The sequence below is a fragment of the Noviherbaspirillum sp. genome (assembly GCF_036846085.1).
GTDB lineage: Bacteria > Pseudomonadota > Gammaproteobacteria > Burkholderiales > Burkholderiaceae_D > Noviherbaspirillum.
Genome location: NZ_DAIUCO010000003.1, coordinates 24,322 through 38,357, shown reverse-complemented (window position 1 = coordinate 38,357; position 14,036 = coordinate 24,322). Strand labels below are relative to the sequence as shown.

The window sequence follows — 14,036 nt, the reverse complement described above, 5'->3', positions numbered from 1 at the left end:
GGGCTAGAAGGAAAAATTACTTAAAACATCAGGCATGCCGTCGGCAACCGCCTGGGCCTCGCTTTCGGCCAGCTTCGCGGCATCCCAGATCTCGAAATGGCTGCCCATGCCGAGCAGCATCACGTCACGCGTCAAGCCGACTGCACTGCGCAGCTCGGGAGCGATCAGGATGCGGCCGGCCGAGTCCATTTCGACATCGGATGCATTGCCAAGGAAAATGCGTTGCCACGCCCGGGCCGACATGGGCCAGGCGGCAATTTGTTCACGATGGCTTTCCCAAACGGGACGGGGGAAGAACAGCAGGCAGCCGTGCGGATGCTTGGTAAGAGTGACACGGCCCTCGCACTGGACCGTCAGGGCGTCACGATGCTTGGCCGGGATGGACATTCTCCCCTTCGCATCGAGATTCAATGATGACGCCCCTTGAAACACCCTGAGTACCCTCGCATCCGCTGTTTTTAGTTGTCTTGGTGAATCGTGTGAGTACGGTTTTGATTGGTTTTTATCCCACAAAAATACACTTTTTCACACTTCCACCCACTTTAGAGGATGGAGAATTTGCGGTCAAGTAATATCAGAGGCAACAAATGCGGATTTTTCCAATGAACTCAAAGACTTAGCGGATTTCGCTCAAGCAAATTAAAACACGAAATGTGATTCAAATTAAGGACTTAGGGAATAGTCTCAAAGTTACTCATGAGCTATTTACATGTATATACCAAATGAAATATGTCGATTTGGCCATGTGCATGGCATACAAAATGAATACAGCCGACCACCCTAGTGGTTACTTACTTCAGGATTTGCCGGCAAATCTTGGGCTATGGCAACACCAGTCGGTCCATGGCGCACTGAAATGCTTAAAGTTTCCTGACAGAAAAAGGAGCAGGTCTGGATGTGTCAAACGGCGGGAGAAATACGGTGGGTAAACGCGTCTACCAATGAGCGGGCATCACGCATCAGAAAAGCGAAGAAATTTTATATAGAGAAGGGAGCATGCACAGGAGATATGCCCGTACAGCGAAAGAAATGACAAAAGCCTGTTGGTCGTGGGATGAAACTTTGGAAGCGGGAAAGCGAATCCGAACGCGCAACGAAAAACATGGCGGCCGCCGATGTTGCGCCTGTCCGGGTAGGCAATCCTCCGCGGTTTCACGATTTCCCATCCCACGGCCAACAGGCTCTGGTAGGTTCTACTGTAATGACATGCCTGCCGGACCGCGTTGAGTTAGCTCAACTGCGAAGCCCAGTGCGAGACATGCGCCGAAGAATTTAAGTGAAGCAAGCCGATAGGCCGGATTCTGTTACGACGCTTGCGCCGAAGCGCTCGCGTTATGACAGCCATTCCTCTAGGCCGTGAATTGCTCCACGGCTCAAGCTTTCTACCCGCACGCTCCGCGAGCAGCATCAATGCGTGCCTATTTGAAATTGCTCCGGGTGGAGGTTACCGCGTTTCACCCTTTGTGACGCAGAGAGCGGCTTTCGCCCTCCCCGGTCCCAAAGACTCGTCTCTGTGGCCCTATTCCGCGCCTTATACCTGGACAACGAAGCCCAGGCTTTCAACGTACGGCCGTTAGCCGTCACCCTGCTCTATGGAGTCCGGACCTTCCTCCCGCCGTCTTGCGACGGCCAGCGGCTGTCTGGCTTGCTTCGGCCGCCATTGTCTCACAGCGATGCGGAAAAGCGTTTTCTGTTAACGTATCGGTTTTGCCTTGCGCGGTGATCCCATGACCGAACCACGAAACGGCGGCCGCATCCTGGTCGACGCATTACTCACCCACGGCGTCGATATCGCCTTCGGCGTTCCCGGCGAAAGCTATCTCGCGGTGCTCGACGCGCTGCATGACGCGCCGATCAAGTTCATTACCAACCGCCAGGAAGGCGGCGCCGCGTTCATGGCCGACGCCTACGGCAAGATGACCGGCAAGCCCGGCATCTGCTTCGTGACCCGCGGCCCTGGCGCCACCAATGCGTCGATCGGTGTGCATACCGCATTCCAGGATTCCACGCCCATGATCCTGTTCATCGGCCAGGTCGGCAACGACTTCGTCGAGCGCGAAGCATTCCAGGAAATCGATTACCGGCGCATGTTCGGGCAAATGGCGAAATGGGTCGCACAGATCGACCGCGCGGACCGTATTCCTGAATATATGGCACGCGCATTCCAGACCGCCACCAGCGGGCGGCCGGGACCGGTGGTGCTGGCGCTGCCGGAGGACATGCTGGCCGCAACCGCGCAGACTGCGGATGCAAGGCCCTACCGGCCGGTGCAGGCGGCACCGTCGGCAGCACAGCTGCAAACCCTGCGCGACATGCTCGGCGCGGCAAAACGCCCGGTCCTCCTGCTGGGCGGCGGAGGATGGGATGCTGCCGCATGTGACGACATTCGTCGCTTCGCCGAATCCAGCCGCTTGCCGGTTGCCTGTGCGTTCCGCTTCCAGGACCTGCTCGACAATCGCCATGCGCACTATATCGGCGACGTCGGCATCGGCATCAGCCCGAAGCTGGCAGCACGCATCAAGGCTTCCGACCTGGTCATTGCAATCGGTCCACGCCTCGGCGAAATGACCACCGGCGGTTATTCGCTGATCGACGCACCCTGCCCTGCGCAACGTCTGGTGCATGTCCACAGCGGCGCGGAGGAATTGGGCAAGGTCTACCAGGCGGACCTGATGATCAATAGCGGCATGCCGCAGATCGCCGCCGCGCTGGCGGCAATGCCGGCGGTCGACGCGAGCGCATGGCAAGGCACTGTCGCCGAAGCGCGTGCGGAATATGACGCATGGCAGGCGGAGCCACCGATTTTCAAGGACGGTGACGCGCCGCTGAACCTATGGCAGGTGGTGAAGACGTTGCAGGCGGAAATGCCGGCGGATACGATTCTGACCAACGGCGCCGGCAACTTCGCCACATGGGCGCATCGCTTCTGGCGCTACGGCGGATTCCGAACCCAACTGGCGCCGACCTCGGGGGCAATGGGTTACGGCGTGCCGGCGGCGGTCGCTGCCAGCGTAATCGCGCAGCACCACGGCAAGCCACGCGCCGTGCTGAACTTTGCCGGCGACGGCGATTTCCTCATGACCGGCCAGGAACTTGCAACAGCGGTGCAGTACGGCGCGGGTGTGCTGTTCATCGTGTTCAACAACGGCATGTACGGCACCATCCGCATGCACCAGGAACGCGAGTTTCCCGCCCGTGAATCCGGCACGCGGCTGCACAACCCGGACTTCGCAGCGCTCGCGCGTGCTTACGGCGCGCACGGGGTTGCGGTGGACACGACGGAACAATTCCTCCCGGCGCTGCGCGACGCGCTGTCGCACATTGCATCGAGCGGATTGCCGGCGTTGATTGAATTACGTTACGACGCCAACTTGATTACACCGAACGCGACGTTGGAGACGATCCGCAGGGCGGCGCAGCAACGCGCGGGTGCCTGACGCAACGCCGCACCAATCACCGCGGGCAGGTAAGGCATCCTTACCTCCGTTGTGCGTACCGTCTACGCAGCTGCTCGAGTTCTTCCCGCGCCTGCTTTTTGTTCTGCAACATCTCGCCGTACTTGTCCCGGCCGTCGGCGTCCCTGCCGTCGTGGTCGTAGGTGAACTCTTCGTTGATGACGGAAAGCAGATATCGCTCCCGCGATTTTTCCACTGAGCCGGCACTGGGCGGCAAGGCTGGCTGGGGCCGTTGCGCCGGCTCGAATACGCCTTGATCGATCTGGCGCTTCAAACGCCTGAAGTCCCTCAGCGCACCTGCAGTGCCCACCCCGTCTCGGGAATGGGTATTGATCAAGCGTTCATACGCGGTGATGATTGCATCCAGTTCTTCCCTTTGACCTTCTGTCCGGGGTAACGACGTCATGTATTCGTAGATCGACTTCTTCGTTTCCTGAAGTTCCGCCTCGGCCCTCTTGCCGGCATACGGATCGGGACGGAAGGCTCCGGACGTGAGCGCCTGGTTCAGCGCACGATATTCGTTCAACTCCTGCTCTGCGGACATCGGCATTGTCCGCAGCCGGTGATAACGGATGAGCGCCGTTTCCTTTTCCTGCGCATTTCCGGACCGATCCGTCACAGTCATTTTGAACCGCTTTTTTTCCTCGGCGATTTCTTTCCGGATGCGGGTCCGCACCTCTGCATTGAATCGAGCGTGATCGGCCAATGAATCGGGCACAGGCGGTTGAATGTCCCACCGGTTGGCATCAGCAACAATCTTCAGGCGGTGCGCCTCCATGTTCTGCGCCCGTTTCGCGAGCGGGGTCACGACGCCGTCCAGTTGCGCAAGCAAACGGCCGCATTCCTTCGGCCGCTTCTCGTTCATCTGCATCAGGCTGTCGAGCTGCTTCAACGCGGATTCTTTCTCGCGGCCTTGGGGCAACAGCGCGATCCGGCGGCGTATCTCGCCTTCCACCGCTTTGTTCTTCTCCGTGATCGCCGTCGTGCCCCTGACGCCTTGCGTCGAGGATGGCGCGTGAGCCGATAAAAATTGCTCTGCGGTCGCCCTCTCCTGCGGCTTGGTCGGAGATGCGGACATTCTGTGCAGCAGATTGTTGGCGCACCTGCTTCCGCCCGCGCGCAGTTGATTAAAGACGCCCTTGGTGTCTTTGGCCGTGGATGCCTTATGCCTGCCGGACGGCGCGGGCTGTGCCGGCGCCGGAGTATCGATGGCCGGTGTGGCGCCGCCTGGTCGAAAAAGCTTCAAAACGTTCACGATAACAACCTCGTTATACGGCCGCGCCGCTTCCGGCATGCCTGTTACTTCGGCAGCAGCAAGTTTTCCCGTCGCTGTTCTGGAATTCCAATTCCCTCATGATGAGTGGCGGTCTGGCGCAGGTGGTTCCGCCGCGAGGATGCAGCCGCTCAGGAGAGCCGAGAGCCGGGTGCTCGCGGATTCGGCTACAGTCGCTCGATATCGACGCGCAGTTGCTGCGCATACGCACGCACGGCCGACCGCTCCTCCTCGGTCATGCGGTCCAGGTTGCGCATCATCAGCAAGGTACGGGTATTGCTCCGGAGAAGCTCCTGGTTGCGGTCGAGGAAATCCCAGTAGAAGGTCGTCATCGGACAGGCATGCGCGCCGGTCTTGATCTCAGGCCGATATCGGCAGCCGCCGCAGTAATTGCTCATGCGCTTGATGTACGCGCCGCTGGCTGCGTAGGGTTTGCTGGTGAAGCGTCCGCCGTTCGCGTACAGCGACATGCCGGCCGTATTCGGAAGTTCCACCCACTCGATCGCATCGACGTACACGGCGAGATACCAGTCGCACACCTGCTGCGGCAGCAGGCCTGCGATAAGCGCGAAGTTGCCGGTCACCATCAGGCGCTGGATGTGATGGGCATAGCCATGCTGCAGTGTCTGGCCGATGGTGTGTCGCATGCAGTTCATCTGCGTATTGCCGGTCCAGTACCACGACGGCAGCGGGACATCGTGCCTGAAGAAATTCGCCGTGCCGAGCTTCGGCATGTCGCGCCAGTACACACCGCGGATGAATTCACGCCAGCCGAGGATCTGGCGAATGAATCCCTCCACCGCCGGCAGCGGCGCGATGCCGCGCTGCCACGCCGACTGCGCGGCATCAATGACTTCGCGCGGATCGAGCAGCTTGAGATTCATCGAACTCGACAGCAGCGCGTGATACAAATACGGTTCGCCGCTCCACATCGCATCCTGGTAATCGCCGAAGCGGGCAAGGCGATGCTCGATGAAATTGTCCAGCGCCAGCAGCGCCTGCTCGCGCGTTACGGGCCAGCCGAAGTCATCGAGCGAACCGGGATGATCCGGGAATCGCATGGCGACGTCATGGATAACCGCTTCGGTGATCGTGTCGGGCGGAAACCGCTTCGTCGCCGGCCGTTCACCCGGTCCGCTCTTGCCGAAGGCGCCACGATTTTCCTTGTCGAAATTCCACACGCCGCCGGCCGGCTTTTTCCCGTCCATCAATACGCCGGTCCTCGTGCGCATCGTCCGGTAGAACGGCTCCATCAGCAGCGTCGTCTTGCTGCCGGCCCAGCGCATGAACTCGGCGCGGGAAATCAGGAAGTGACTGTCTTCCCGCACGGCGAGCGCGACACCCTCCTCCTCGCACAATGACTGGAGCGCCGTCTCGAGCCGCCACTCTCCCGGCTCGCAGGCAATGACCTTCACTGGCCGCCACTGCCGGATCGCCGTACGCCATGCATCGGCAAGCTGTGCGTGGTCGTGGCTGCCGAGCGACCAATAGTCGACCGGCCACTGTCGCGCCCGCAGAGCCTTGGCGTGATGCCGCATCGCAGCGAGAAACACGGTGATGCGCGACTTATGGCTCCAGACATGCGTCGCCTCCCCGGTGCACTCCACCATGAGGATTCGATCCTGCGCCGGGTCGAAACCAAGCAATGCCGGGTTGTCGGCATTCAACTGGTCGCCCAGGATCAGGACCAGATGGCGGATTCCGGCGGCGCTCATTTCGCGTTCCTTCGGCAACGCTCGGAACAGTACTTCACCTGGTCCCAATTCTTCGCCCATTTGCGTCGCCAGGTCATCGGCAGGCCGCAGGTTGCGCAGGGCTTGCTCGGCAGGGTGGATTTATTGCCGGGATGCGGCGTGCGGTCGGGCATAGAAATGTCGGTTCGTCCTGATGAGTCGGCGGCGCGAAGCTCGCCGGGTTGAAGTGCAGATCGCCATGCCATCTGTCGATTGCTTACTATATCCGACCCGTGTCGGCCGGAAGATCCCATGATAGTTGCAATACGGAATCGGGATGCATCCCGATACCCGGTTCGGCCTGTCATAAAAGGCCGGGATCCACTTTTGCGCCGATGGTGATCCGGTGTTACATTGCTGGGAAACACAATAAAAATGCCAGAACAAGCCGCCGCAATACGCTGAACTTGTACCAGGAGCGAGACATGAGTCGCATCAATGACGGCATCGCAACAAGCCCTCCCGGCAGCCACGACCACCCTATATCCGGAGCACCGTCAAATTGTCCGCCCACGCCGGCCGGCACGCCTTCCTCTGTCGTCTTCAGCACCATGCTCGGCGAATCCCGCAGGCGCTCGGCGGCATATGGACTGTCCGAGGACAGCCGCGTCGATTTCAACCCGCTCGGGCGCACCGATCTGTCATTGCTGATCGAGCGGAACCGGATGCTGTACACCCATGCGCTGCCCGTCATGGAAACCCTGTACGAGCAGATCGAAAATACGCACAGCATGGTGGTATTGACCGACGCCAACGGCGCGATCGTGCATGCATTGGGCGACGATGATTTTCTTGAAAAGGCGAACCGCGTGGCCCTGCAACCGGGCGTCAGCTGGTCGGAGGAAGGAAAAGGCACCAATGCGATCGGCACCGCGATTGCGGAAAAGAAACCCACCCTCGTGCACGCGGACGAGCATTATCTCCACGCGAATCATTTCCTGACCTGTTCGGCCGCGCCGATCTTCAACCACCAGGGCGAAGTGATCGGCGTTCTCGACGTGACCGGCGACCAGAGCAGCTATCACAAGCACACCATGGCGCTGGTGCGGATGTCGGCGCAGATGATCGAGAACCAGGTGTTTTCCGCCGCCTTCAACGACGCGATCACCTTGCATTTCCACAGCCGGCCGGAGTTCATCGGCACCTTGATGGAGGGCATCGCATCCTTCACGCCGGGTGGCCGCTTCCTGTCGGCGAGCCGCAGCGGCCTGTTCCAGCTCGGATTATCCCTGTCCGCATTGAAGAGCCATACCTTCAGCTCCTTGTTCGGGCTGCCGATCTCGGTGCTGTTCGATCATTACCGGACCGCCACGCCTACGCTGCTGAACATGTGCCTGCACAACGGTGTCCGGGTATTCGCGAAGGCGGAGCTGCGCCTCTCGAACAAGGTCTTCCAGAATTTATCGGTGTCCGGCACGAGCGAGAAGGCTGCGGCAGCCATCCGGGACGAAACCAGGGCGACGCCGCCCGGGACACAGGCGCGGATGCGCCGTCTGAGCCTGCATGCACTCGATACCGGCGATGCGCAGCTGGCGGCAGTGATCGCCAAAGTCAACAAGGTATCGGGCCGCGACATTTCCATCCTGGTGACCGGCGAGACCGGCACCGGCAAGGAGTTGCTGGCGCAAGCCATTCATAATGATTCGCCACGCGCGGACGGCCCCTTCGTCGCGGTCAATTGCGCATCGATCCCGGAGACCCTGATCGAATCGGAACTGTTCGGCTACGAGGACGGCGCTTTCACCGGCGCGCGAAAGAAAGGCGGTATCGGCAAGATTCTGCAGGCCAATGGCGGCACCCTATTTCTGGACGAGATCGGCGACATGCCTTTCAGCCTTCAGGCCCGGCTGTTGCGGGTATTGCAGGAACGGGTCGTCACGCCGCTCGGCAGTGCCCGGTCCATCCCGGTGAATGTCGCGCTGATCTGCGCCACCAACCGCAACCTGCGGGAAATGATTGCGAAGAATCTGTTTCGCGAAGATCTCTACTACCGCCTCAACGGACTGGTCGTGAAACTGCCGCCGCTGCGCGAACGCACCGACCTCGAAACCGTGATCCGCCGGTTGCTGGCGGCCGAATCGGACGGCGAGCCGTTCACCGTGTCGGCGGAGGCGATGCAATTGTTCAAGCAGCACAAATGGCCGGGCAATTTCCGCCAGTTGACCAACCTCCTGCGCACCGCAACCATCATGGTGGACGATGATCGCGAGATCCGGCGCGAGCATCTGCCGGACGATTTCCTGGAAGACCTCGCGGACAGCCATCCGCAAGTCGTTGCCGATACCGCTCGCGGCGCAGCGGCGGCATCCACCCGGCTGGATGAGGTCGAGACGTCGATCATCCGGCAGACCCTTGCCGCGCACGGCGGCAATGTCTCGGCGACGGCGAGGGTGCTGGGCATTTCGCGCAATACGATTTATCGGAAGATGCGGCAGGAGTAAGCATCCTGCGGAAGGTGTATCGCCGCACCGTTTCCGCCAGTTTCTTCATCGAACGCGGTGCTAGAACGCAGTACGCAATCCCACGAACACTCGCCTCCCCGGCGCCGGTTCAAAGAAGCGCCGGTTTGCTTCATTGACGATCACGGACCCGGCGTAATTCCTGTCCAGCAGATTGTCGATGCGGCCGTACAAAAACATCTTCGCACCGCCCAGCCGGAACTCGTATCCTGCCCGGGCGTGGAATACGGCATACCCGGGCGCCGCCTCGGCATTGGCGTCGTTCACATACACCTTGCTTTCGGCGCGCATTTCCAGCCCGATCGTGACGGCGTCGGCGGGCTTGACTTCGACATCGGCAAACAGGCTGTGCATCGGTGCTCCGGGGAGGCGATTGCCTGCCGGTATCGTTCCCGCCGGGTTGCTATAGCCGGTCTTGAAATCCGCATCGAGCAGGGTGTAGGCGATGCGTGTACTCGCATTTTTCCAGTCCGCCTTCCATGACGCTTCGACGCCGCGCCGCTGGACCCGTCCGGCATTCTGGAAAGTGGCGCGGCCTCCGCTGGAGCGGGACACGATTTCGTCCCTGCTGCGGGCGTCGAACACGGCGGCATCGAAGGCATGGCGGCCGCTGCGCATCTTCATGCCGATTTCGCTTTGCAGGCTGCGCGACGGATTCAGCGCGAAGTTGGGGCCGGGCACGCCGTCCGGGCGATAGGCGGACTCCGCCAGCGTCGGCGTTTCGAAACCCTCGCCGATATTGCCGTAAATGTTGAGCGTGTCGCTGGCATTCCAGACCAGGCCGAGAACGGGACTGGTGTTGTTGTATTCGACACTGCCGCTCGTGCTGGTCGCCGGCGGATTGAAGCGGTCGTCGACCGAGAAGCGCACTTTGCTTACCCGCACGCCGGCCAGCGCACGCCACTGCGGCGCAAAGGTCCAGTCGAGCTGGCCGAATAGATCGGTGTTGGTTGCGGTGTCGTCCTCGTTCCGTCTTAATGCGCCGCTTTCCCCCATGTTGTTGTCGAATCCCTTGCGGATTTCCTTCAACCGGTCGGCTTCGATGCCGACAGTCCAGCCGAAGGGCATCTGGTTGACGCGGGTCTTGCGGGTCCAACTCACCCCCACGCCGCCATAGCTGCGGTCGAGGTTCACGACGCCATTCGTCATGAACGCCAGCTTCTGGTCGACCTCGCGCTCGCCGGCGTAGATGCGTGCATTGAGCCTATCTTCCGGCGACATCCGGTGATCGATCACGACGCCGGCCTGTTGCTGCTCGACGGTCTTGCGGGTATTGAAGGCAATCGCGGCGGGTATTACCTGCCGTGGATTCTGATCGAAGGCGGTCCGCGTAAGGCCGAGCGGGTCCAGCGCCAACGGCTGGTCGAAGCGGTTGTACACGCCGGTCAGCGTGGTGTCCGCCGACGGTCGGGCGACGATTTTTGCATTGATCTGCGTGCGTTCCGCGGCGCTGTGGTCGCGATATCCATCGGTGCTGTAGCGGGATACGTCCAACAAAGCGCCCAGGGTATCGGTGCCGCCGGCGATCGATGCGCCGACGTGGCGCTGGCCGTCCGACCCGGCGCCGGCGGACAGGCCGAATTCCGGCTTGCCCGTCGCAGGCGGGTCCTTGGTGAAGACCTGCAGTACGCCGCCGGCGGCATTGCCATACAACTGCGCAACCGGGCCGCGCAGCAATTCGATGCGCCTGGCCGACGTCAGGCTGGCGGTCGATGCCTGTCCCTGCCCGTCCGGCATGGTTGCCGGAATGCCGTCGATAAGGATACGGACGCCGCGCACACCGAACGTCGAGCGTGCCCCGAAGCCCCGTACTGACACTTGCAGATCCTGCGCATAGTTTTGCCGTTCACGGACCTGCACGCCGGGCACTGCCGACAGCAGCTCCGACATGTTGACCAGCGGCGAGCCGGTATGGAAGGTGTCCACTGGCACCGAGTCGATCGCGGCCGGCGCGTCGAAGCTGCGTTGCTCGGCCCGGCTGGCACTGACGACCACTTCCTCCAGTTGGCGGATGTTGTCCTGCTGCGCGAACACAACGGGAGACAGCAGCATGCCACTGCAAAAGATGCATGCAATCCGCGAAGGCACCGGCAGGTTGTGACGACTGGCAGGAGCGGGCGGTTGGATTCGGTTGTGCATGACTATGTCCGGAGCGGAAGATCGTTTGGAAGACAACCGGTGCTGATGCACATGGCGAAGCATCATAGAGAGATGCAAATTGAAGCATAGCCACGATACTTCGTTACGACTTTCATCAAGCCTGACTCACCGCGAACCTTATCGCATCGTCTTTGGGAGACGATATGCGTAACACGTAGCGTATGAAATCATTTCATTTGCACGGCCTGATCGCGCCGATGTTGCCATAGGGATGCAATCTGTAAAGCACCCTGTAAGGATTTAGTAACAGCAATGGAAAAATCGGGGGTTTTACCCTACATTGTGAGGATTACAGGAGCAAATCATGAAACGCCATTTAACCCGTTTTGCAACCCTTTTCGCCGCGGGCGCAGCGGTTCTTGCGGCAATGCCGGCCCAGGCGGGCGGCAATGTGCAATGGTCGGTGTCGGTCGGTTCCCCAAGTTATTACGCCCCTCCTCCCGCCGTGGTGTATCGGTATGCGCCGCCGGTGGTGGTGTACCAGCAACCGGCTCCCGGTTATTACTATGCACCGCCGGTATCCAATTCGATCGAATCGAATTTCCAGTATGGTCCGCCGCCGACCGTCTACGTTCCGCCGCCGACAGTGACCTATGTGCCGCCCCGGGTGCATCATCATAATCACTGGCGCGAGCATCGCCGCGTGGAGCAATACCCGCGGCAGGAGTACCAGGGACATGGCCACCGGCAGCATGGCGACGGACATGGCTCACGGCACGGTTCCGGGTACTATTCGCGCTGATTCGCTTCGCTCCGATGGCATGGCCTGTCGTACGACCCGGACATGCCATCGGAAACTTCTTCCAGGTTACCCCTCCTGAAACGCGCCTGGATTTTCGGCGCCGCCACCGTTCCCAGCAGCGCCGCTATCCCCAGCCCGATCGCGGTCAAGCCCGTTTCGACACCAGCGTCAGGATGTCGTAGCTCGCCACCAGTTCGCCGTTCTGGTTCGTCACCGCCACATCCCACGCCACCACGCCCTGCCCCACGCCTTTCGGGTCCTTCCTGCGGCGGTCGATCTTGCGCTTGCAGGTCAGGCGCGCCTGTATCGTGTCGCCGATGCCGACCGGCTTGATAAAGCGCAGCGTGTCGAGGCCGTAGTTCGCCAGCACCGGTCCGGGCGCCGGCGACACGAACAGGCCGGCGGCGGCCGACAGCACGAAGTAGCCGTGCGCGATGCGCTTGCCGAACTGGGTTTCCTTTGCCGCGATCTCGTCGAAGTGCATGTAGAAATAATCGCCCGACAGGCCGCCGAAGGCGACGATGTCGGCTTCGGTCACCGTCCGGCGATGGGTGAGCAGCGAATCGCCGACCTGCAGATCGTCGAAATGGCGGCGGAACGGATGGATCTCCGATTCATTCAACGCCGCGCCGCGCACATATTCGCCGGTCACCGCCGTCAGCATGGTCGGCGAGCCCTGCACCGCCGTGCGCTGCAGGTAATGCGTGACGGCGCGCAGGCCGCCGAGTTCCTCGCCGCCGCCGGCACGCCCGGGACCACCGTGCTTGAGTGCCGGCAGCGGCGAGCCATGGCCGGTGGATTCGGCGGCAGCCTCGCGATCCAGCACGAGGATGCGGCCGTGATGCATCGCCGCGACCGGAACCGCCTTCGCGGCGATCTTCGGATCGCGGGTGAAGAGTGAGCCGACGAGGCTGCCGCGTCCCTTGGCGGCGAGCGCCAATGCCTCGTCGATATCGCCGTAGGGCATCAGGGTGCTGACCGGTCCGAAGGCTTCGATGTCGTGCACCTTTTCGTTGGCGAAGGCGTCGCGGCACAGCAGCAGGGTCGGCGCGAAGAAGGCACCTTCGCCGACACCATCGCCGACCGGGTTGAACCCATCCTTCGCGCCGAACACCACCTCGTTGCCCTGCGACAGCAGCGCCACCCGCTCCGCCACATCGGCCTGCTGCGCATGCGATGCGAGCGCACCCATCTTCACGCCTTCACGCGACGGATCGCCGATCACTGTTTTTGCAAGCCGCTCGCGCAGGCGCTGCGCGACCGCATCGAGATGCTGGTGCGGCACGATGGCGCGGCGGATCGCGGTGCATTTCTGCCCCGCCTTGATGGTCATTTCCCGTGCGACTTCCTTCACGAACAGGTCGAATTCCTCGTCGTCCGGGGTGACATCCGGCGCGAGGATCGCGCAATTGAGCGAATCCGCCTCGGCATTGAACGGGATCGATTGCCGGATCAGGTTGGGATGGGCGCGCAGCTTCGCCGCCGTATCGGCAGAGCCGGTGAAGGTCACCACGTCCGATCCCTCGAGGCGGTCGAGCAGGTCGCCGGTGCCGCCGATGACGAGTTGCAGGCTGCCTTCCGGGACCAGGCCGGATTCCTGCACCATGCGCACCATCGCCTCGGTGAGATAGCTGGTCGCGGTCGCCGGCTTGGCGATGCACGGCATGCCGGCAAGGAAGGTCGGAGCGAATTTCTCCAGCAGGCCCCATATAGGGAAATTGAAGGCGTTGATATGCACCGCGACGCCGCCGCGCGGCACGAGGATATGAGTGCCAAAGAATTTGCCCTGCTTGCCGAGCTGCAGCGGCGGTCCTTCATGCAGCACATTCCCCGACGGCAGTTCGTTCGAACCCATGCCGGCATAGGCATGCAGCGTGCCGGTGCCGCCCTCGATATCGATCCAGCCGTCGGCACGGGTGGCGCCGGTGTGATGCGAGATTGCGTAGAGCTGTTCCTTGCGTTCGGCGAGATAGGCGGCAAGCGCTTTCAGGCGGGCCGCCCGTTCCTGGAAATCCATCGCCATCAACGCCGGGATGCCTTTGCGCCGCGCGTGCAGGAGTGCCTCGCCAAAGTCGATTGCCTCGGCATGGGTGTGGGCAACGACATGGCCGTCGATCGCGCTCGCCAGCGGCTGGGCCGCCTGCGCGCCGATCCAGCGTCCGCCGATGAAGCTTTGCAGGGTGGGCATGGTGGTCATGAGAGTCTCCTGAAGTG

General features: G+C 61.6%; 9 protein-coding genes and 1 other RNA gene. 3 read left to right on the top strand and 7 right to left on the bottom strand.

Annotated features, from left to right (window positions below):
* Positions 1-3: 3 nt before the first annotated feature.
* Positions 4-432 (bottom strand): division/cell wall cluster transcriptional repressor MraZ, encoded by a 429-nt coding sequence (gene mraZ / locus V7080_RS00750; RefSeq protein ID WP_334186479.1) that lies wholly within the window; start codon positions 430-432, stop codon positions 4-6.
* 842 nt (positions 433-1,274) lie between these two features.
* Positions 1,275-1,652, bottom strand: an RNA gene (gene rnpB, locus V7080_RS00745) — RNase P RNA component class A.
* Between the two features lie 75 nt (positions 1,653-1,727).
* Here rnpB and V7080_RS00740 point away from each other — a divergent pair.
* Positions 1,728-3,437, top strand: coding sequence for a thiamine pyrophosphate-binding protein (locus V7080_RS00740; RefSeq protein WP_334186478.1), 1,710 nt, complete (start codon positions 1,728-1,730; stop codon positions 3,435-3,437).
* A gap of 40 nt (positions 3,438-3,477) precedes the next feature.
* Here V7080_RS00740 and V7080_RS00735 read toward each other — a convergent pair whose 3' ends face one another.
* The 3 genes from V7080_RS00735 to V7080_RS00725 all read right to left on the bottom strand — a co-directional run bounded on the left by V7080_RS00735 (position 3,478) and on the right by V7080_RS00725 (position 6,595).
* Entirely contained in the window at positions 3,478-4,710 is a 1,233-nt protein-coding gene (locus V7080_RS00735) for a hypothetical protein (RefSeq protein WP_334186477.1), read from the bottom strand.
* A 185-nt stretch (positions 4,711-4,895) separates the two neighbouring features.
* Positions 4,896-6,443 carry a cryptochrome/photolyase family protein gene (locus V7080_RS00730; protein ID WP_334186476.1) on the bottom strand — a complete coding sequence of 516 codons (1,548 nt, stop codon included), beginning with the start codon at positions 6,441-6,443 and terminating at the stop codon, positions 4,896-4,898.
* Entirely contained in the window at positions 6,440-6,595 is a 156-nt protein-coding gene (locus V7080_RS00725; RefSeq protein ID WP_334186497.1) for a DUF2256 domain-containing protein, read from the bottom strand. Before V7080_RS00725 ends, V7080_RS00730 begins: the two co-directional genes overlap by 4 nt.
* 417 nt (positions 6,596-7,012) lie before the next feature.
* Between V7080_RS00725 and V7080_RS00720 the strand changes: the two genes are divergently transcribed.
* On the top strand, positions 7,013-8,902 hold the full coding sequence (locus tag V7080_RS00720; protein ID WP_334186496.1) for a sigma-54-dependent Fis family transcriptional regulator: 1,890 nt from the start codon (positions 7,013-7,015) through the stop codon (positions 8,900-8,902).
* Positions 8,903-8,962: 60 nt separating this feature from the next.
* Here V7080_RS00720 and V7080_RS00715 read toward each other — a convergent pair whose 3' ends face one another.
* Positions 8,963-11,059, bottom strand: coding sequence for a TonB-dependent receptor family protein (locus V7080_RS00715; RefSeq protein ID WP_334186475.1), 2,097 nt, complete (start codon positions 11,057-11,059; stop codon positions 8,963-8,965).
* A 325-nt stretch (positions 11,060-11,384) separates the two neighbouring features.
* Here V7080_RS00715 and V7080_RS00710 point away from each other — a divergent pair, with 325 nt between their 5' ends.
* Entirely contained in the window at positions 11,385-11,822 is a 438-nt protein-coding gene (locus V7080_RS00710; RefSeq protein WP_334186474.1) for a hypothetical protein, read from the top strand.
* Between the two features lie 145 nt (positions 11,823-11,967).
* On the opposite strand, the gene paaZ is transcribed toward V7080_RS00710, so the two are convergent.
* Positions 11,968-14,019 carry a phenylacetic acid degradation bifunctional protein PaaZ gene (gene paaZ, locus V7080_RS00705; RefSeq protein ID WP_334186473.1) on the bottom strand — a complete coding sequence of 684 codons (2,052 nt, stop codon included), beginning with the start codon at positions 14,017-14,019 and terminating at the stop codon, positions 11,968-11,970.
* Positions 14,020-14,036: the final 17 nt, after the last annotated feature.